We start from the raw sequence: 19,217 nt of genomic DNA, 5'->3' as shown, positions 1-19,217 counted from the left end.
TATCGCTCTCGCTTATGCTTTGCTCGCTTCTTCCAAAGTCCCTTTTATCAGGATTGGGCAGATATCCTTAATTTGCGTCTTCATGCGTTCGTTAATCTCTTTTCGCTGGTTGTATGCCGTAAATAGATTTGCCAATGATTGTTGAGTTTTGATGTCTGGAATGGGGATCCTTACGTCTCGCATGTCATCCCAGGAAAAAACTTCTCGGGCGCTTCCCCAAGAGTGGAATCTTGCATATCTATCAAACTCTGGTCGCGTGAAAAAGAGCATAAGGTATTCAGGAAGAAGTTTTGTTTCATTGCACCGAAATGAGGTGTATGCAGAAGAAATAAGGTATGCCGCACCCTCAACATTTTGGGCAATTGTTATCTTTCCACCATTCCTTGATGTAACAGGAACGTAAGCGATATCGCGTGGTTCAACGATCTTATAGTTCTTGACACTGACGCCATCCATTTTTGCCTTTGTTGGAATGAAGACTTTTTCTATTGAAATGCCGCGAACGTTGTCCGATGAGTAAACCCCATTATTCCTTTCGTCGGTTAATTGAATATAACCGCCTATGGAGTCCATCTCCATTTCACTCATTAGCGCTTCAAGCCCCGCATCACATGCCAGCTTTAGATCTTCGAGGCTTTCTTCATAGCACTTCTGATTTGCAACCATGGCGTTGTAGATATCTACATATTTCTGCTGAATCTTAAGGGGAGGGAGATTAATTTCCAAATCGCTCATTTTTTTGAAGTTAAACTCTGGGCGTTGGCTTCCAAAATTTCGGAATGTAACTTCGCGGAAGAACTCATCCCTCATAAAGTACAGATATAGATAAATCGGATTAAGTACAGACTTACCTTTGTCACTTAGATAAAAAACGGTATACAAGTGCGATACGATGCATAGTTTCTCCTGACAATAAGCCAAAGAACCCAAATTCAACCTAGAAGGGTTATAGACAAACGCGCCCTCTCTAACAATCTTATATGGCTTCAAGTTAACGTTATCAATATCACCCTTCGGTGCAGTAAGCCCCATTTTATTATTAACGCCTCTAATCAGATCGGATCCATATCGCTCATCACGATTATTTAAAGTCGAATGCTCGATCAAATCCCCAAGTCTGTATCTAGTTAATCCCATGCCCGATTCCTTCGAACGCGGCTTCAAGCATCGCTTGGGATTCCTTCTCCATCTTCACAAGATCTCGCATCTCGTTTTGAATGCGAAGCATTTCTTTCTCGTAGTCAATGCCAAGGTCTCGATCTACGAATTCAATATACTTGCTGGGAGCCAGCGAATAGCTGTTATCAATAAGACCATCGGTATCATCGATTCGAACCGATGCGCACAGCTCAGGCACATCTTCATAGCCAGAATTCTCTTCTTGCCAGGAGTGATACAAAGCCTGAACCTCTTGAATCTGCTCGGGTGTCAGCACGACTTTCTTTTTCTTCTTGTTCTTGTCAATCTTGTACTCTTCAATATTCTTGTCCCAGGTGCGAAGGTCAACGAAGAGAACTTCGCCGCGCCTATCACGAAGCTTTCGGCCTCGGAGGGTTTGCTCGCCTTTGTTCATATTGATAATCCAAAGCGTGACCGAAATATCCGTCGTATAGAACATGTCGCGAGGAAGCACGATAATTGCTTCGACCTTATCATTTTCCAATAGCTTCTGGCGGATATTTCCCTCAATGCCGTCGGCATTCAATGCGCCGTTTGCCAAGAGAAACCCGGCAACGCCGTGATTGACATCTAGCTTCGAGAGCATATGCAAAATCCAAGCGTAGTTGGCATTTGCTACAGGCGGAACATCGTACCCGCGCCATCTCGGATCTTGCAGCAGCTCATTGTCATCACGCCAGCCCTTCAAATTGAAGGGTGGATTAGCCATGATGAAATCGACCTTCTTGTCTTTATGCTGATCTTCCGTGAACGAGGATGCTGCCTTTTCGCCAAGGTTATTTGAGATACCACGAATCGCAAGGTTCATCTTGCAAAGCCGCCACGTGTCAGGGTTGCTCTCTTGCCCTACCACGGAAATAGCAGTCGTATTGCCCTGATGCTTCTCCACGAACTTATGGGACTGCACGAACATGCCGCCTGAACCGCAACAAGGGTCGTAAACCACACCCTCATAGGGCTCAATAAGTTCAGCGATGAGCTGAACGACATTGGCTGGCGTATAGAACTCTCCGTCTTCCTTGGAGGCAGAGACAGCAAATGCCTGCAAGAAGTACTCGTATACGCGGCCGATTAGGTCTTCTTCGTGAAAGCGCTCTTCGCTAATCAGATTGATGGAATCGATGAGGTCCTTTACAGATCTTAGCTCGGCACCGAGCGTTGAGAAATGATTGAGCGGCAAAGCGCCTTTAAGCGTTGGGTTCCGTTCTTCGGCTTTTGCCATGGCGTTATCGATCTTGACTGCTATGTCATTCGCGCTGGCATTTTTGACCAAATAAGACCAACGGGACTCTTCATCGAGATAGAAGACATTTTCAGCATTGTAGAAAGAAGGCTTCTCAATAAATGCTTCAATGTCGCCATACTCCTGTTTTATCTGCTCGCGTCTCTTCTCGAACTTGTCGCCAGCAAACTTCAGGAAAACGAGGCTGATAACGGCATCGCGGGTCTTCTCCATGCTTCCGACGCCACGCAGGGCAACACGGCACTTCCAAAGCGCATCCTCAAGAGTTAGTTCCTTTTTCTTTGTTGCTTTCGCCACGTCTACAGTCCCTTCTTGAGTTCTTCGATTAGGCACATTCTTACGAACGTACTGAATCCCATACCTCGCATTGCAGCCGCTTCTTTTGAGGCGTCACGCAGGTTTTTGGGCAAACGTATTGTGATTGCTGTTGTCTCGCCATCAGCTAGATACTGCTGAATATCTGCTTGGCATGCCTCAGATTTGACTAGCTCCGCATAATCCATGTTGACCCTTTCGGCTGATAAACCGTTTTGCAATACATATGCAATTATTATAACCTCCTAACCCACTTCGGAAAATGGATGTCAACTTACTTGCAACGCGTTGCAACGTTATTTGGCTTTCGCGCAAAAAAGAGTCCCGCAAACACAGGACTCTCATTTTTGGGGTTATAGGACAAAACGTGTTGATGGCTAATCCCATTCGGCGCGCCATGGGAGAGCATGCCTGAGTTCTGCCCAGACTAGCCCATCGCCCCACTCTTCAGGACCATCGGTTCTCTGAGATTCTGTCGATACTTGCCTGCACAGTTCCTCTATATCGTCATCCGTAGGCATGGTTTTCAGAATCTCAGCTGCCGGAAGCGGGACTTCCGTATGAACATAGCACCACCAAAAGATAGCCTTCGCCCTTCTCATCAAACTCAGCCCTCGATGGTCTCTCAGCATGCGTCTGAGCTGTGCGTTGATTCCTCCCTCGATCTTGTTGTTCATGCTCGGGATTGGCCCGTCGCAGGTAAGCTCTGGATCCAGGAAGGTGAACAGCAGGTTCTTGCTCACGAGCCTGTTCAAGCCGTTCCTCGCCGTTACCAGCCTCTCATGCGTCCAGCGCATCCGTCCGCTTTCCTCATCGAGGGTCCTTTCGGCGAGGAAACCCTCCCACCTGGAACACCATGCGCTATAGGCTTCAAGCCAGGCCAATGCTGAAGCCACCTCCTTGATCGCGAGCAGCTCCTTGGCCAATCCGTAGAGTTCGACTCCGGCTTGCAGCTTGGGACGTGACGTCGTCTGCGCCCTGACTTGGCAAAAAGCATGGAAGGTGCAGCGTTGGACGCGGGTTGTCGGCCATACCCTCTTGCGCGCTTTCTCGAATCCCGTGCCGCCATCGCAGACCACGACATCCGGCGGGGGTATCTTGCCCATGAGGGCAGCCCATGACCTCGAGTTCTCCGAACGCGCGAGATACCAGCCGATCACATGCTCTTGGGTGCAGGCGATCAAGACGACGACGTTGCGGGCCAGATAGATGCCATCTGCGAAGACGACATGGTGGACCTCCCCTGTGATCGGAGCCAGCGGCCAGATGCTCCAGAACTTTGAACACTTGCGTCTGAACGTACGGCCGCCACCGGCCATGTCTGCCTGGCGCTCGTTCGAGAGAAGCCATTTGAGGAAGGTCTTTAGCTGCTTTGCGGTGTTATCTAGTTTGTGCGTGGTGGTCGCCCTGCAAGACTTGCAAAGCCAACGCTGCGATCCTGCAGCAGTCTTGCCGTTCCGTACCATCTTGCCCCCGCACACAGGGCATTTGATGTTGTTCATGCCCGTAATTCAAACACGGGCAACTTTCAGAGGGATTTTATGGCACCTGATCTGGGGATATGCTTGAATCTATCAACACGTTTTGTCCACCCTCATAATTGGACGCAGACAACTTTGAAGGCACTTTTACGCACTCTCACCTGGAGAAACAGATGAAATCATCAACACGTTTTGTCCTATAACCCGCAATTCGCCACAAGCAGATGCGCCCATCTGCACCGACCCCTCAAAACCCGCCCGTTACAAAGCAAGCAGGCCAGACGGATTAACCATCTGACCTGCGATTTCTTGGTCGCGGGGGCTGGATTTGAACCAACGACCTCCGGGTTATGAGCCCGGCGAGCTACCAGACTGCTCCACCCCGCAATATGTCGAGCAGTGCGCTTCAAGCGCGTTTGACTATACTACGCGCGAATCCCGCTAAATGCAAGAACTTTTTCAGATCATTGTGCACGCATATCGCTCTTCATGTTATTATTGCGATAACGCAATAATTTAGGAGAACGCTATGTTATCCGTTTCCGAAAGCGCAAAGCAACTGAACATTAGTGATGCACGTGTCCGAGCACTTATCAAATCGGGTCAATTGCCCGCAACGAAATGTGGTCGCGGATGGGTGCTTCGCGAAGAAGATGTCCTGCAGCGCCTTATGGAAAAGCCCAGGGCAGGACGTCCTAAAAACCAGGTCAAAGACCTCCAGAACGAAGGAATGTCCCCGGCAAAAACAGACAATACGCTCCATGAGCTGTATGACCGTTGCCGCGCCCTCTTCCAGCACATTCCTACCGAGGAAATGATGTCGCAAGCAAAAAGCAGCGAGGAAGCAGACTTTTACATGGCGGTGGCCGATTTCTTTCTTCAGCGCAAGCAAGCCCAATTGATCAAATCTGGGGTGTATTGATGAGAGCCCCTACGTACGTGGTCTTTGCCGGTGTAAATGGAGCGGGCAAATCGACGTTCTATCATACGGACTTTTGGAAAGGGCCCTCGACACCGCGTTCCCTCGTGCGCATAAACTCCGATGAAATCGTAATCGAATCTGGCGGAAATCCCCAATCAAGCGCCGACCAAATTCGCGCTGGGCGCGAAGCGCTTCGTCGCATTGACGATTGCCTCTCGCATCATGTGAGCTTCAATCAGGAGACCACGCTTACGGGCCGCACCTGTTTGAAAACCATCCGTAGGGCCCAAGACGAGGGCTATCGCATCGTGCTGTACTACATCGGAGTCGCTTCATCCCAATTGGCACTCGATCGCATTGCGCATCGCGTGTCTGTAGGAGGTCATCCGGTCGAAGAGGAGGCGGTACGTCGTCGTTACATCGCCTCGATGCGAAACCTGTCCAGCGTTATCAGGCTATGTGATGAAGTGACCGTCTTCGATAATTCCGTTGAGTTTGTCGCACTGGCGCGTTGGACGCGCGGGGCGCTCTCGTGGGTTGGCAACATCGCCATGCGCGGGTCATGGCTCATGGAGGCTATCTGCGATGACGATATCTGGCGCGCTTAGGGGGTAAAGGCGGTTCCGGCCGCAAGAACTTTTTCGATTCGTTCCCGCTTAATCTTCCTCGTCCTCGGACTCGGCAACGGTGACGACGCACCTGATCTTGTCGATGCGATGGCGATCCATGCTCAGCACGGTGAACTTGACGTGCTTGTCGTAGTGATCCATCTCCGCGACATCGCCTTCGTCGGGAATGCCATCGGTAAGCGCCATGAACAGACCACCCACGGTCTCGACCTCGTCGGCCTGCTCGGGCCTGAAGCCGATAATCTCCTCAAGGTCGTCGATGGCAAGCGCGCCGTCGATCTCGAAGGTGCCGTCGGAAAGCTCGACGACCTCCTCTTCCTCGTCATCGTGATAGTACTCGTCATCGACACGGCCCACGATCTGTTCGAACACGTCGGACATGGTCACGATGCCGGCCGTGCCGCCATGCTCGTCAATTACCTGACAGATGCCCGTGCGGTTTTCCCTCAGCGTGTCGAGCAAACGCGCGATGGGCAGCGTCTCGGGCACGGCGGGAAGTTCGCGGATGTTCCAGTCCTCAAGGGGCAGGCCCCGCTCCTGATCGAAAAGGTCCTTCACGTGCACGAAGCCGATGACGTTGTCCTTCGAGCCACTGCACACGGGATAACGCGTGTACTTGTGTTCATGAATGAGGGCAAGGTTCTCCTCGAGCGTATCCTCGGTATCGAGGCAAATCATGTCCATGCGCGGCGTCATGATGGCCTCGGCGTCCTTGTCTCCCAAATCGAAGATGTTATCGACGTACTCGTTTTGCTCGGGATCGATGAGCCCGCTTTCCGTCGATTCGTCGATGAGCAGCTTAATCTCCTCGTCTGTGTAAACCTCGTATTCCTTTGCCGGGTCATGACCAGTCGCGCGGACGACGAGATTGGTGATGCCGTTGAACAACCACATGAACGGATACGTGATCTTGTAGAAGAACGCGAGGGGGCCCGCAGTCGCCAACGCGTACTTCTCGGTCGAGAAAATCGCGAAGGACTTGGGGATGAGCTCGCCCACCACAACATGCAACGTCGTTACGATGAAGAAGCCGACGCCGACGCAAATGGGATAGATGGTGCTCTCGGGCAGTCCGGCTGCAAGAAGCGGCATCTCGAGAACGGCAGACACGGCAGGCTCTCCCAGCCAGCCTATGGCAAGAGATGCGAGCGTGATGCCGAGCTGACAGGCCGAAAGATACGCGTTTATGTTCTCGGCGATTTTCTTGGCAGCGCGTGCACCGGGCTTCTTCTCTTCAACGGCAAGCTCGATCTGCGACTTGCGGACACGTACCAGAGCGAATTCTGCGATGACGAAGAAGGCGTTCATCAAGAGGAAAAAGATGACGAGCAAAATGCTAATCACGGTAAACATTTTTGTTGCGCGGCTCCTTAACTACGACCATGCGCCCCTATTCTAGCGAATAATGCGTTTTCGGGCATCTCGAACGCGTCAATCCCGAACCCATGTACCAAGACGTTATCTGTTGGTCTACACTGATGGCACTATCCGCGAGAAAAGAGGAGCAGCCGTGGATTTCGACAACATCGAGGACATTCGCGCATACTTTGCCGATGACGAGTTCGCGCGCAAGTGCCTGGGAGCAACCATTGACGACTACGACTTCGAAACCGGCATCGCGACCGTGAGCATGGAGATCGACGATCGCCATCACAATGCCCAGGGTTTCGTGATGGGCGGGGTCTTCTTCTCGCTCGCGGACTACGCGCTCGCTGTCGCGAGCAACGTCAACCAACCGCCCTCGGCCTCGACCAATTCCAGCATCGCCCACATGCGCCGCGTCAAGGGCAACAAGCTCAAGGCCGTCGCCCATCCCGACAAGCTCGGTCGTAACCTCGCCTTCTTCACAATCGACCTCTTCGACGAGCCCGGCAATCTCGTCGCCCGCATGAGCGCGACCGTGATGCGCACAAGTCACTAGCGCACCCAGCACTCACATAGCGCCCAAAGCAGCCGAAACAACGAAAGGGGCCCGCAATCGCGGGCCCCTCGAGTCGCCTGTGGGCGCATGATTTACATCATGCCACCGGCACCCTGCATGGCAGCGGCCATCTCGGCCATATCCGGGCCGTCCTTGGGGACGTCGGACACGGTAGCAGCCGTGATGAGCAGCATGGTCGCCACAGAAGTGGCGTTCTGCAGCGCGGAGCGGACAACCTTGACCGGGTCGATGACGCCCATGTCAATCATCTTGCCGTACTCGCCGGTCGCGGCATTCAGGCCATAGCCGGTCTTGGAATTTTTGATCTTGTCGATGACGACGGAGCCCTCGAAGCCCGAGTTCTCGGCGATGGCACGCATCGGAGCCTCGCATGCCTTGCTCACGATGTTGATGCCGACCTGCTCGTCGGTGTCCTCGGCCTTGAGGTCATCGAGGACGGTCATGGCGTCGATGAGCGCGGCGCCGCCGCCAGCGACGATACCCTCCTCGACAGCCGCATGCGTTGCCTGCAGCGCGTCGTCGATGCGGGACTTGGTCTCCTTGAGCTCGGCCTCGGTCGCAGCGCCGACCTTGATGACGGCAACGCCACCGGAAAGCTTGGCCTTGCGCTCCTGGAGCTTCTCGCGATCGAAATCGGAGCTGGTCTCCTCGATTTGCGCGTTGATGGTGTTGATGCGCTCCTCGATGTCGGCCTTCTTGCCCGCACCATCGACGATGGTCGTGGTGTCCTTGGTCACCTTGACGCTCTTGGCAGTACCGAGCATGTCGAGCGTGACATCGGAAAGCGCGACGCCGAGCTCCTCCATGATGGGCTGGCCACCGGTGACGATGGCGATGTCCTCGAGCATGCGCTTGCGACGGTCGCCAAAGCCGGGTGCCTTGACGGCAACGACGTTGAGCGTGCCGCGAATCTTGTTGAGGACGAGCGTGGCCAGAGCCTCGCTCTCCACGTCCTCGGCGATGATAAGGAGCGGCTTGCCGGACTGCATGATGCTCTCGAGCAGCGGCAGGATGTCCTGGATGGCGGAAATCTTCTGGTCAGTGATGAGGATGTAGGGGTTGGAGAGCTCGGCCTTCATGGTCTCGGTGTTGTTGACCATGTAGGGGCTCAGATAGCCCTTGTCGAACTCCATGCCCTCGACGATGTCGATATCGATGCCAAAGGTGTTGGAATCCTCGACGGTGATGACGCCATCCTTGCCGACCTTCTCCATGGCATCGGCGATCTTCTCGCCGATCTGCGGATCACCCGCGGAGATGGCGCCGACGTTCTTGATCTCGTCGAAGGTCTTGACTTCCTTGGCGTCCTTCTTGATCTTCTCGACCAGCGCATCGACAGCCTTGTTCATGCCCGTGCGGATGGCGATCGGGTTGGCACCGGCGGTCACGTTCTTGAGACCATCGCGAATCATGACATCGGCGAGCAGCGTGGCGGTGGTAGTGCCATCGCCGGCGACGTCGTTGGTCTTGACGGCAGCCTCGCGGATGAGCTGGGCACCCATGTTTTCGACCTTGTCCTCGAGCTCGATCTCCTTGGCGACGGTCACGCCGTCGTTGGTGATGAGCGGGGCGCCGAAGCTGCGCTCGCAGGCAACGTAGCGGCCCTTGGGGCCAAGCGTGACCTTGACAGCGTCGGCAAGTTTAGATGCACCGGCGGCAAGCGCGCTGCGCGCATCGGAATCAAAGCTAATGTTCTTAGCAGCCATTGATAATCATTCCTTTCACATGTGATAGTTAGTCGACAACTGCGTACAGGTCTTCGGCGCGAAGAATGACGTACTCTTCGCCATCAACGGTGATGTCCTGTCCGCCATACTTGCCGTAGATAACGGTATCACCCGGCTTGACGGGAACGGGAACGAGGCTGCCATGATGGTACTTGCCCTCGCCCACGGCGATGACCTTGCCACGCTGCGGCTTTTCCTTGGAATTGCTCGTGAGAATCAGACCGGATGCGGTGGTTTCCTCCGCCTCGTCCTGCTTGATGATGACTCGATCGCCCAACGGCTTCAAATTCATCTTTGTGCCTCCTAGAACTACGGGGTGATAACAAAATAACGTTCCTCATAGTACGCGCGCACCGTGCGGATTCATACCCTTGTTAACATTCCGTAAGAAATAATCTACTAATATGACACTTAGATTTCCTCGTTACCCTTTTATATACCCGATATCGCCCTGACCTGCGAAACGACGGGGCTGCTGACGGGAATGAGATGGTGTGGCCCCCATCTTATTCCCGTCATTTGGTGCGCAGGGGCATATGCGCCATCGGGTCGGCATCGAGCCCGGTACGCTCGCCCGCCTCGAAGAGATCGAGGCCCACCGACGCGATCATCGAAGCGTTGTCGGCACAATCCGAGAGCTCGGGCATGACAACGCGAATGCCGCGCTTGCCAAGTTCGTTTTTGAGGGCCTCGCGCAAGTCGGGGTTCGCCGCCACACCACCGCCAATGCACAGGACGTCAACGCCCGCTTGCCTGCACGCATCGAGCGACTTGGCCACAAGCACGTCAACGATAGCGGCGGTGAAACTCGCCGCCAGATTGGGAATGTCGATATCCATACCCGCCTTGCGCTGCTCGTTGATATAGGTGATGACAGCGGTCTTGAGACCCGAGAGCGAGAACTGCAAATCGCCGCTATGCATCATCGCGCGTGGGAAGTTGATAGCCTTGGCGTCACCATCTTGGGCGAGCTTGCTCAGGATGGGGCCGCCGGGATACCCCAACTCGAGCGCCTTGGCGACCTTATCGAACGCCTCGCCCACGGCGTCATCGAGCGTACTCCCGAGCACAGCGTAGTCGCCCCAGTCCTTCACATGCACGAGCATGGTATGACCACCGCTCACAAGCAGCGCAACGAAAGGCGGCTCGAGCGTGGGGTCGACGTAACGATTCGCATACAGGTGCCCCTCAAGATGGTTCACGCCAATGAAGGGAAGTCCCGTCGCGAAGCATAGCCCCTTGGCGAAGGCGACACCCACGACGAGCGCTCCAACCAAGCCCGGCCCAATCGTGCATGCAACGGCTGAAAGCTCGGAGAAGCCCAGCCCCGCCCGCTCCATCGTGTACATGACCGTGGGAACGATGGCCTCGGTGTGCTTGCGCGACGCGATCTCGGGGACAACGCCACCAAAGCGCTTATGAAAGTCGATTTGGCTTGCGATGCAATCCGCGAGGATGGCCCGTTTGCCATCGATGACGGCAGCAGCCGTCTCATCGCAGGAGCTCTCGATTGCGAGTATGAAGGGCGCCTCATGGCGTGCAGCCAAGTCATGCGCGCACTCGGTCCTCGGCTGCGAGATACGCATCTCGCGGTCATCGCGTTCGATCTCGTGCTGCAGGCGCGCGCGCCTCTCCGCATCGCGCGGATCGGTCATCTGGGCCAAGCGCAGCTGTTCGTTTTCCTCGGCATCAGAAAGTCGCGTGTACACGGGCACGAGCGCTGCAGCGTCTCCCGAACCGGCAGCGCCAGTCGCAAATGCCTGTGCAAAGGCGCTGATGAGACCCTGGCCATCGGGCAGCCAAAGCCCCGCAGGCGCAAGTTCGAACGGAGCGCCCTCGAAGAGCTCCGCGTATTTGAGCAGCCCCTCGCCCGTAAGCGTGAGAGAGCTTTCCTCCGAAGCCCATTGCTGCGCGACCTGCGCCGGTTTGGCGACGGTATCAGGCTCCAGACGCGTCACGCCCGCATCATCGAGGGCGTAGCGCACGGGATACACTTCCTTGCGCATGGCATCGGCCACGACACCCAACCTGCCACGTACGCCGGCCCACCACGCGCGCCAGGCAACGGCGTCGAGCGTGGAAACACCATAGAGCGGCGCGGCCAGGCCGCAGGCAAGCCCCTTCGCGGTCGCCACGCCGATACGCACGCCCGTGAACGAACCAGGACCCCGACCCACGACGATGGCGTCAATATCGCTCACCTCGAGCCCCGCATCGGCAAGCAGCTGCGCAGCCTGCGTGAGCAGCACCTGATTTGCCTGGCGTGGCGCATCAATCTGACATGAAGCAACCATCGCAGCCGATGCGTCCGCCTCGTCGAAGTCTGCCAATGCCAACACCATCTGCGTGCTCGCGGTATCGAGTGCCAAGACCCGCATGCCCTCTCCTACTCGTTCAAATCGGCCCGAATGACCGTCTCGCTCGTCAGGATGTCGCCCTTGACGATCTTGCTGCCGTCATCGCTCGTACCCAAAAGCTCAACCTGATGCTGTTCGACCGTGCCGTTTGCGCGCACGATGTCCACGTATGCCACATCGTCAATCTCGCGCACGGCGGTTGCGGGCACGTAGAACACCTGGCCGTAGTCCTCGATGCGCATCTGCGCCACGATGGGGTCGCCCACCTTGAGCGCACCCGAATTGTCGAACATGATGGACGCATCGTAGAGCGCCTGACCGCTGCTCGTCAAAGATGACGACGAGGGATTCTTCGAGAAGCCCGTGAGCATGCCCTGATAGCGCACGCCAGGCGTTACCGTCGAGGTAATGCTCACGTATTGGCCGGCTTCGAGCAATACGGAGACGTATTCCGGAGTCTGCACGACGCCGATGAGCACGTTCATATCCGCAATCTGCAGGGCAGGCCCCTGTTGCGCAAGCTGATCGCTTGTCATGCCAACGGCGACCTTGAGGTTTGTCACGGTTCCTGCGACGCTGGCGGTGATAACCTGTGGCTCATCCTGTCCGTCGCGCATCTCGAACAGCACCGTTCCCTGTTTCACGTACTGGCCGTCCCGTACATGCACGACGGTAACGCTGCCCTTTGCTTTCGTGTCCACATCCGTCACGCGAATCGGCATGACGCTGCCGTTACATTCGATGGTGTTGGAATACGTTCCCGGCACAAGACGTGTCGTCGTATATGCGCCCGTCGTCTTAATCAGACCGCTGGCGTGGGCCCCCATCATGAAGAGGCCACCGCCAAACACGAGCGCGGCCACCACGATGAGCGCACTTGCTGCCGTGCGCAGCTTCATCTCCTGCCGAGCGTCTGCATTTCTCTTGCTCTCAAACAGCATGGCGAAGCCTTATGCACGCTACTCGATTGGCACGTCAACCGTATAGGTCGCACCACCTGTGTAGTCGACCGCCGTGAACGAAAAGTCACGACGCGGCATGGGAGCGGTCGTGCTCGATGACGATGAGGAGCTTGCGCTCTCCGAGCTTCCATCGGCGTTGAGGGGCGCGGCCTGCTCCTTCGACGGCGTCTGCTGGTTAGTGAAGAGAAGCGAGTTGCGCCAAGCGGAACATCCGCCCATGAAAATGTTGAGGGCGAGGTTGATGATGAGAATGAGCATGACCCATCTGAAACAGCCGTTTGCCGTGTTGCGCGCCTGCTCGCGCTGCTGACGCTGCTGTTCCTCGCGAGCTTCGCGATAGGCGTCTGACTGGCTCGCCTGCTGCCACTGGCGAAACATCTCCTCGAAGGGATCGTAGTATTGCCCGCCGCCCTGCTGCTGATCGCCGCCCGTGAAGGGCCCGTAATACCAGCCGCCTTGCTGCTGACCACCCTGGCCGCTTTGTCCTCCTCCATAGCCGCCGAAGGGGTTGCCACTCGGACCTTGCCCGCCATAGGGATTACCAGTGTTGACACGCGGGCCGTAGGGTGTGCCATTCATGATGGAATCGTACGCAGCGTTCACCTCAGCCATTTTCTTGGCTGCCTGCTCGTCACCAGGATTGAGATCCGGGTGGTATTTTTTGGCAAGCTTGCGATATGCCTTGGTCACCTCTTCCTTGGAGGCGCCGGAAGGCACACCGAGCACTGAATATGGATCTCTCTGCTGCATGGCTGGCTATTGTACCGTGAATCTCCTAGGAAGAGGCGTCGAGGGCTTCCCCAAGTGCCGCTTCGAGCTGCGCCCCACGTGCGCCATGTCCCGTGATGGCAATGGCACGCGTCTCGTCATCGGCAACCGTGATCTGAACGTCGATACGCTCATCGGGCATGGCCGCAGGGAACTTGTCACCCCACTCGACGAGACACACGGCGCCGCTCTCGAGTAGCCCGAAAAAGTCGATGTCCGTGAGCTCGTCTTCTTCATCGAGTCTATACAAATCAAAGTGGAGGAGCGGGAGCTCGTCTCCGACGTACTCGAACAGGATGTTGAACGTCGGGCTTGTGATCTCGTCGTCAACGCCGAGGCCCGCGGCAAAGCCCTTGGCAAACTGCGTCTTGCCTGCACCAAGATCGCCGCTCAGCACAACGCAGTCGTTCATCTCCATGAGTCTGGCGATTGCCTCGCCCAACCGTATGGTGTCGTCAAGCGAATTACATCGACAGTGAATCAATGGACACTTCCCTTCTCGTTCTCGCGAGCATCGTCAGTATCGAGCAGGAGCTTGATGAGATCGAAGTCCTGCTCGATCGCGCCAATCTTGCTGCGGTCGTATATGGCTGCCGCGGGATGAAATGTCGGAATGACCCTAAACGGCCCCGTAACATGAATCTTGCCGCGCAAGCGCGTGATACCGGTGTTCGTCTGCAGGATGAACTTGGTCGAGAAATTGCCCATCGTCACGAGCACCGTGGGGTGTACGGCCTTGACCTGCTCGCGCAGCCAGGGCGTGCATACCTCGATTTCCTCGGGCTTGGGGTCGCGGTTACCCGGCGGACGGCACTTCAAGATGTTGGCGATGTAGATATCCTCGCGCGCGAGGCCGATGCGCTCGAGCATCTGGTTGAGCAGCTTGCCGGCCGCGCCCACGAAGGGCTCGCCCTGCAAATCCTCGTTCTTGCCCGGCGCCTCGCCAATGAACATCACCTTGGCACGCGGATTACCGGCACCAGGCACGACATTCGTGCGCGTATCGCCCAATGCGCATTTATGGCAGCTATCGATACCCGCCAATGCCTCGCTCAGGGATTTGTGAATGTGATCGTCTAGATCTGTCACCGCTTGCGTCGTTGCCATCACGTGCTCCTCGTGCCAACCTCACACTTACACGTAGATGCGCGGAAGACGCGCACCGAACATGCAGATGAGCTCGTAGTTAATGGTATCGATCTCGTCGGCCATCATATCGGCGGTGATCTCGTAATCACCCTGCTGGCCCAGGATCACGACCTCGTCGCCAATTTTCGCCTTCTCGACACCGGCGTCGAAGGGAATCTCGATCATCATCATGTCCATGCAGATGTTGCCTACCTGCCTGCACGGACGGCCCTTGTAGAGCACGCGCATGCGTCCCGATAAGCTGCGGCGCACACCATCGGCATAACCGATGGGAACCGTGGCGATCTGCACGGGCTTGGCCACACGGTAGTTGAAACCATACGAGACGCCCTCGCCCATCTGGGGCTCGCGCACCTGGATAATCTGGGCCTTTACCGCCATCGCCGGATATAGATCATCGCTGCTGCGCAAGACAGGACTGGGAGCAAGGCCATACATCGTGATGCCCACGCGCACCATGTCGAAGTAAGCTTCGGGATAACGCTGCGTCGCCGCGGAATTGGCACTATGCGCAAGGCCGTAATCAATGCGAGCGTTGCGCATGAGCTGAAGCGCCTCGTTGAAACGTTGCAGTTGCATGCGGAAGTCCCAGTCACTCTCCTCGTCTGCCGTTGCGAAATGCGTGAAGACGCCGGCAAGCTCGAGGCCACGGTGAAAGTTGATGGACTGCAGAAAATCGACCACGTCCAAATAGAATATGCCGATGCGATTCATGCCTGTATCGATGGCGAGGTGGTACTTGGCGACCATGCCATTGAGATCGGCCTCCTCACCCAGAGCCAACGCGAACTCCTCCGTGATGACCGTGGGTGTAAGATCGTAGGCCAGCACATAGGGAATGGCGCGCATGGGTGGCTGCGAAAGCAGCAAGATGGGAGCCTCGATGCCATGCTCGCGCAGCTCGACACCCTCCTCCACCGAGGAGACGGCCAGCTGGTCGACGCCCGCCTTGAGTGCGGTGCGAGCCACGTGTACGGAGCCATGACCGTAGCCGTCGGCTTTGACGATCGCCATGATCTGGCGCTCGAGCCCGACGCGCTTGCGGATGACGCGGATGTTGTGCGCGATGGCGTTTAAATCGACTTCGACCCACGCTCCACGCGGGACGTTTTCGCGGGTGTAGCATTCCTTGAGTTTGAGCTCATCGCGATTGAGATGCTCATGCTCGTCTGTTGTGGCTTCGGAAGAGAATCCCTCAACACGGGGATGCGCACCGAAGTAGTTGACCTCGTTCGTGCTCACGAGACGCCCTCAGCCTCCAAACCTAAGAGAACAGGACCAATTTTACAGATTATATCTTCCGGCATCACGGCGTGAACGCTCAATTCGCGTGCAGCGAGTCTGCCTGCACGACCGTGAACGAACACCGCAAGCGTGGCGGCATCAAATGCATCGAGCCCTTGCGCGAGAAACGCGGCGATCATGCCGCCAAGCACATCGCCCATGCCGGCCTTGGCAAGCTCGGGACCTCCCTCGGCAACGGCACGCAGCTCGCCTACTGACGTTGCGATAAGCGTCTCGGGACCTTTGAGAACGACCGTCGCATCATATGCGCGAGCAAGCGTGACGGCATCCTCATTGCGGTTGGCGACCTTGCGTCCCAGCAGACGTGCGGCCTCCCCCTCATGCGGCGTAAGAATGCGCGGATGCCGTGCGGGCATTTCGAGCAGCGCATGATTGCGCGCGATGAGATTGAGCGCGTCGGCATCGAATACCATGGGACGATCCTGCGGAAAGGAGGCGAGAAAGCGCTCGGCATCATCCGTCGCTCCCATGCCCGGCCCCATGAGAATGATCTGGCTCTTGGCTAGATCCTCCCGTGCTTGAATGAGAGACGTCGCACACAGCGTGCCCTCGAGCCCCTGGTCACATGCCGAGACGGGAATCGAGACGAGATGCGCATGCGCGCACGAGGCTGCGTCACGCGTCGTGACAAGACGCACGTAACCCGCCCCGCAACGCGCGGCGGCGTTTGATGCCAGTATGGGTGCCCCGGGATACGGGGCACTTCCGCCTACGACGCCTACCGTTCCCCGCGAGTACTTGTTCGCATCAAGCGCTGGGTACGGGATAAGCATCCTGATGTCGTGCTCCGAAAGCATCAGCGCCAAAGGCTCACTCATCGCTATCGTCCGCCTCCCCATAGGCCTGGTCGACGTCGCTCTCGAGGTCGTCGAGCATGCTGCGCAGCTCGCGAAAACGCATCGCGAGCTCCTGGGCAGGTGTCGTCTTCTCCTCGACGACGGGGCGCGTCGCTGCCGTGACCGCAATGGCATTAGCGACGGCGGTCTCGTTAGTACGACTCAGCGACAGGGGAATCTCGAGAATGCCGAGCGTGCTGGCAATTTGCTGCGCACGTCCATGCAACAGCGCGAGCGGCTTGCCCTTCTCGTCGTGCGTGACCTCGACATCGGTGAAGGCGATGCCATCGGCAAAACCCGTACCAAGCGCCTTGAGGACGGCCTCCTTGGCGGCAAAGTGCGTCGCATAGCGCACGGCAGGCCGATGATGGCCCTCGCAATAGGCACGCTCGTTATCGGTGAAGACGCGGTAGGCAAAGCGGGGGGAACGCTGGAGGATATTCTCCATGCGCTCGATCTCGACAATATCCACCCCAAGCCCCGTCGAGGGAGCTTCTTGAGCGGCGCTCGTCATTCCACGGTCACCGACTTCGCAAGGTTACGCGGCTTGTCGACATCGCAGCCGCGCTCAAGCGCGATATAACGCGCGAAGAGCTGCAGCGGAACGCTTGCCGTGATAGCCGTGCACCAATCGGCAATACGCGGAATGTAGAAGACGTAATCGGCGATATCGGCAACCTCTTGATCGCCCTCGGAGGCAACTGCCACGACGCGCGAGCCACGCGCGAGGATTTCCTGCACGTTGCTGAGCGTCTGCATGCGCGTGGGAGACTCGGTCACGACCGCGACGACGGGAACGTTCTCATCGAGCAGCGCAATCGGGCCATGCTTGAGCTCGCCAGCCGGATAGGCCTCAGCGTGCAGGTAGCTGATCTCCTTGAGCTTGAGCGCCCCCTCCTTGCAGATGGGAGAGCCAATGCCGCGACCCACGTACATGACCGAATGGGCCTTCGCAACCTCCTTGGCCGCCTCCTCGATCACGGAGGTGTCCTGCAAGATGTCCTCGATCTGGGCGGGCGTCTCGCGCAGCTCGTAGTACAGCGATTTGACCTGACGCGTGGTGAGACGGCCCTTCTTCTGGCCCAGGAACATCGCGATGAGCGCAAGGCAGGAAATCTGCGCGAGAAAGGACTTGGTTGCCGCGACGGAAATCTCCATGTTCGCCTTGACGTAGAGCGTGCCGTCAGATTCGCGCGTGATGCGACTGCCCACGCAGTTGGTGATAGCAAAGACGCGCGCGCCCTTGGAACGGGCAATGCGCACGGCAGCGAGCGTATCGGCGGTCTCTCCAGACTGCGAGACGGCAATGACGAGCGTCGAGGACGAGACGATGGGATTGCGATAGCGAAACTCGCTCGCCACCTCGACCGTCGTCGGGATGCGCGCCCAGCGCTCGATAAGGTCGCGGGCAACGAGACCGGCATGATAGCTCGTGCCGCAGCCGATGATGTAGACGTTGTCAATGGCATCGATATCGTCATCGTCAAGCGCGAGGTTATCGAAGAGCACGTAGCCGTTCTTGACCGCGCCGCTGATGGTATCGCGCACGGCACGCGGCTGCTCGTAAATCTCCTTGAGCATGAAGTCCGGAAAACCGCCGCGCTCGGCGTCCTCGGCGTCCCAATCGATGTGCATGGTCTCGAGCTCGACGGGCTCGCCCGGCGCGCTGAAGTAATCGATGCTCGTGGGCTTGAGCAGTGCGAATTGACCATCCTCGAGAAAGACGACGTCGCGCGTGAAATCCATGATAGCAACGATGTCGCTGGCCACGAGCGCGGCGGGTTTATCGCCCTCGGAGAGGCCGACGACGATGGGGCTATCCTTACGCGTGACCGCAATCTCGCCCGGATGATCGACATGCATGACGGCCAGGCCGTAGGCGCCCTGCAAAACCTCCGTCGTGTGTGCGAGAGCGTCGATCAAATCACCGTCATAGTACTTCTCGATGAGATGGGCGACGATCTCGGTATCCGTCTCGCTTTTGAAGACGTGGCCCTCGGATTCGAGGAGATCGCGCAGCTGCACGAAGTTCTCGATTATGCCGTTATGCACGACGGCAATCTTGCCCGAGCAATCCGAGTGAGGATGCGCGTTCGGCTCGGTCGGACGACCGTGCGTTGCCCAGCGCGTGTGACCGATGCCGCAAGTCGAGGTGACATCCCAGTCTTCGACCGCCTTGGCTAGCTCTTCGACTTTGCCGACACGTCGCACGATGCTGATCTTGTCGTTCGTCTCGACGGCGATGCCCGCCGAGTCGTAGCCGCGATACTCGAGCTTACACAGCCCTTCGAGCAATATGTCGCGTACGGGAGCAGTGCCAGTGTAACCAACGATTCCGCACATGTGGAAACCGCCCTTTCAAGGTGAGTCTTAAAGTACAGATTCTATCAAAGCGCCCTGTC

The 19,217-nt window shown here is 56.9% G+C and carries 18 protein-coding genes, 1 tRNA gene and 2 pseudogenes; 3 read left to right on the top strand and 18 right to left on the bottom strand.

Going from position 1 to position 19,217, the window contains the following annotated elements; translation table 11 throughout:
* Positions 1-12: 12 nt before the first annotated feature.
* From OIM11_02815 to OIM11_02795, 5 genes are all read right to left on the bottom strand, one after another.
* On the bottom strand, positions 13-1,137 hold the full coding sequence (locus tag OIM11_02815) for a restriction endonuclease subunit S (protein ID HJJ00065.1): 1,125 nt from the start codon (positions 1,135-1,137) through the stop codon (positions 13-15).
* Entirely contained in the window at positions 1,124-2,719 is a 1,596-nt protein-coding gene (locus tag OIM11_02810; GenBank protein ID HJJ00064.1) for a type I restriction-modification system subunit M, read from the bottom strand. The genes OIM11_02815 and OIM11_02810 overlap by 14 nt, the downstream gene beginning before the upstream one ends.
* Before the next feature lie 2 nt (positions 2,720-2,721).
* Positions 2,722-2,925 (bottom strand): hypothetical protein, encoded by a 204-nt coding sequence (locus OIM11_02805; protein HJJ00063.1) that lies wholly within the window; start codon positions 2,923-2,925, stop codon positions 2,722-2,724.
* Between the two features lie 189 nt (positions 2,926-3,114).
* A complete protein-coding gene (locus OIM11_02800) occupies positions 3,115-4,239 on the bottom strand; it encodes an IS1249 family transposase (GenBank protein ID HJJ00062.1) in 1,125 nt (374 codons plus the stop codon).
* A gap of 289 nt (positions 4,240-4,528) precedes the next feature.
* Positions 4,529-4,605: transfer RNA gene (locus tag OIM11_02795), tRNA-Met, on the bottom strand.
* A 142-nt stretch (positions 4,606-4,747) separates the two neighbouring features.
* Between OIM11_02795 and OIM11_02790 the strand changes: the two genes are divergently transcribed.
* Both OIM11_02790 and OIM11_02785 read left to right on the top strand, forming a co-directional pair.
* Positions 4,748-5,140, top strand: coding sequence for a helix-turn-helix domain-containing protein (locus tag OIM11_02790; GenBank protein ID HJJ00061.1), 393 nt, complete (start codon positions 4,748-4,750; stop codon positions 5,138-5,140).
* The gene (locus tag OIM11_02785) at positions 5,140-5,748 is read left to right on the top strand and encodes a zeta toxin family protein (protein HJJ00060.1); all 609 of its coding nucleotides are present in this window, start codon (positions 5,140-5,142) and stop codon (positions 5,746-5,748) included. Before OIM11_02790 ends, OIM11_02785 begins: the two co-directional genes overlap by 1 nt.
* A 48-nt stretch (positions 5,749-5,796) precedes the next feature.
* Here the strand turns inward: OIM11_02785 and OIM11_02780 are convergent, their stop codons facing one another.
* Positions 5,797-7,122 (bottom strand): hemolysin family protein, encoded by a 1,326-nt coding sequence (locus OIM11_02780; GenBank protein ID HJJ00059.1) that lies wholly within the window; start codon positions 7,120-7,122, stop codon positions 5,797-5,799.
* Between the two features lie 157 nt (positions 7,123-7,279).
* Here OIM11_02780 and OIM11_02775 point away from each other — a divergent pair, with 157 nt between their 5' ends.
* Positions 7,280-7,690 carry a PaaI family thioesterase gene (locus OIM11_02775; GenBank protein ID HJJ00058.1) on the top strand — a complete coding sequence of 137 codons (411 nt, stop codon included), beginning with the start codon at positions 7,280-7,282 and terminating at the stop codon, positions 7,688-7,690.
* 92 nt (positions 7,691-7,782) lie between these two features.
* On the opposite strand, the gene groL is transcribed toward OIM11_02775, so the two are convergent.
* The 12 genes and pseudogenes from groL to glmS all read right to left on the bottom strand — a co-directional run bounded on the left by groL (position 7,783) and on the right by glmS (position 19,158).
* On the bottom strand, positions 7,783-9,417 hold the full coding sequence (gene groL, locus OIM11_02770) for a chaperonin GroEL (GenBank protein HJJ00057.1): 1,635 nt from the start codon (positions 9,415-9,417) through the stop codon (positions 7,783-7,785).
* A gap of 28 nt (positions 9,418-9,445) precedes the next feature.
* A complete protein-coding gene (groES, locus tag OIM11_02765) occupies positions 9,446-9,730 on the bottom strand; it encodes a co-chaperone GroES (GenBank protein ID HJJ00056.1) in 285 nt (94 codons plus the stop codon).
* A 223-nt stretch (positions 9,731-9,953) separates the two neighbouring features.
* A pseudogene (gene tsaD / locus OIM11_02760) lies at positions 9,954-10,958 on the bottom strand (tRNA (adenosine(37)-N6)-threonylcarbamoyltransferase complex transferase subunit TsaD).
* A 189-nt stretch (positions 10,959-11,147) separates the two neighbouring features.
* Positions 11,148-11,816, bottom strand: a pseudogene (tsaB, locus tag OIM11_02755) (tRNA (adenosine(37)-N6)-threonylcarbamoyltransferase complex dimerization subunit type 1 TsaB).
* Between the two features lie 8 nt (positions 11,817-11,824).
* Complete coding sequence (locus tag OIM11_02750) at positions 11,825-12,736, bottom strand: efflux RND transporter periplasmic adaptor subunit (protein HJJ00055.1); 912 nt, start codon at positions 12,734-12,736, stop codon at positions 11,825-11,827.
* An 18-nt stretch (positions 12,737-12,754) separates the two neighbouring features.
* Positions 12,755-13,507 carry a J domain-containing protein gene (locus OIM11_02745; protein ID HJJ00054.1) on the bottom strand — a complete coding sequence of 251 codons (753 nt, stop codon included), beginning with the start codon at positions 13,505-13,507 and terminating at the stop codon, positions 12,755-12,757.
* Positions 13,508-13,532: 25 nt separating this feature from the next.
* Positions 13,533-14,009, bottom strand: a complete 477-nt coding sequence (gene tsaE, locus OIM11_02740; protein ID HJJ00053.1) for a tRNA (adenosine(37)-N6)-threonylcarbamoyltransferase complex ATPase subunit type 1 TsaE — start codon at positions 14,007-14,009, stop codon at positions 13,533-13,535.
* Positions 14,006-14,632, bottom strand: coding sequence for a uracil-DNA glycosylase (locus tag OIM11_02735; GenBank protein HJJ00052.1), 627 nt, complete (start codon positions 14,630-14,632; stop codon positions 14,006-14,008). The genes tsaE and OIM11_02735 overlap by 4 nt, the downstream gene beginning before the upstream one ends.
* Positions 14,633-14,659: 27 nt before the next feature.
* Positions 14,660-15,916, bottom strand: coding sequence for an alanine racemase (alr, locus tag OIM11_02730; protein HJJ00051.1), 1,257 nt, complete (start codon positions 15,914-15,916; stop codon positions 14,660-14,662).
* A complete protein-coding gene (locus tag OIM11_02725; GenBank protein HJJ00050.1) occupies positions 15,913-16,797 on the bottom strand; it encodes an NAD(P)H-hydrate dehydratase in 885 nt (294 codons plus the stop codon). Before OIM11_02725 ends, alr begins: the two co-directional genes overlap by 4 nt.
* Positions 16,790-17,287: a holo-ACP synthase gene (gene acpS, locus OIM11_02720; protein ID HJJ00049.1), complete on the bottom strand. Its 498-nt coding sequence runs from the start codon at positions 17,285-17,287 to the stop codon at positions 16,790-16,792. Before acpS ends, OIM11_02725 begins: the two co-directional genes overlap by 8 nt.
* Before the next feature lie 38 nt (positions 17,288-17,325).
* Positions 17,326-19,158, bottom strand: a complete 1,833-nt coding sequence (glmS, locus tag OIM11_02715) for a glutamine--fructose-6-phosphate transaminase (isomerizing) (protein ID HJJ00048.1) — start codon at positions 19,156-19,158, stop codon at positions 17,326-17,328.
* Positions 19,159-19,217: the final 59 nt, after the last annotated feature.

It is taken from the genome of Coriobacteriaceae bacterium (assembly GCA_025992705.1).
Taxonomy (GTDB): Bacteria; Actinomycetota; Coriobacteriia; order Coriobacteriales; family QAMH01; genus QAMH01.
This window is presented reverse-complemented; position numbering and strand designations above follow the sequence as displayed.

Coding starts and splice junctions, on each gene's coding strand:
- OIM11_02790 (HJJ00061.1), top strand. CDS start 4,748: ATGTTATCCGTTTCCGAAAGCGCAAAGCAACTGAACATTAGTGATGCA.
- groL (HJJ00057.1), bottom strand. CDS start 9,417: ATGGCTGCTAAGAACATTAGCTTTGATTCCGATGCGCGCAGCGCGCTT.
- OIM11_02745 (HJJ00054.1), bottom strand. CDS start 13,507: ATGCAGCAGAGAGATCCATATTCAGTGCTCGGTGTGCCTTCCGGCGCC.
- groES (HJJ00056.1), bottom strand. CDS start 9,730: ATGAATTTGAAGCCGTTGGGCGATCGAGTCATCATCAAGCAGGACGAG.
- OIM11_02805 (HJJ00063.1), bottom strand. CDS start 2,925: ATGGATTATGCGGAGCTAGTCAAATCTGAGGCATGCCAAGCAGATATT.
- OIM11_02785 (HJJ00060.1), top strand. CDS start 5,140: ATGAGAGCCCCTACGTACGTGGTCTTTGCCGGTGTAAATGGAGCGGGC.
- OIM11_02800 (HJJ00062.1), bottom strand. CDS start 4,239: ATGAACAACATCAAATGCCCTGTGTGCGGGGGCAAGATGGTACGGAAC.
- glmS (HJJ00048.1), bottom strand. CDS start 19,158: ATGTGCGGAATCGTTGGTTACACTGGCACTGCTCCCGTACGCGACATA.
- OIM11_02815 (HJJ00065.1), bottom strand. CDS start 1,137: ATGGGATTAACTAGATACAGACTTGGGGATTTGATCGAGCATTCGACT.
- OIM11_02725 (HJJ00050.1), bottom strand. CDS start 16,797: ATGAGTGAGCCTTTGGCGCTGATGCTTTCGGAGCACGACATCAGGATG.
- OIM11_02750 (HJJ00055.1), bottom strand. CDS start 12,736: ATGCTGTTTGAGAGCAAGAGAAATGCAGACGCTCGGCAGGAGATGAAG.
- OIM11_02780 (HJJ00059.1), bottom strand. CDS start 7,122: ATGTTTACCGTGATTAGCATTTTGCTCGTCATCTTTTTCCTCTTGATG.
- OIM11_02735 (HJJ00052.1), bottom strand. CDS start 14,632: ATGGCAACGACGCAAGCGGTGACAGATCTAGACGATCACATTCACAAA.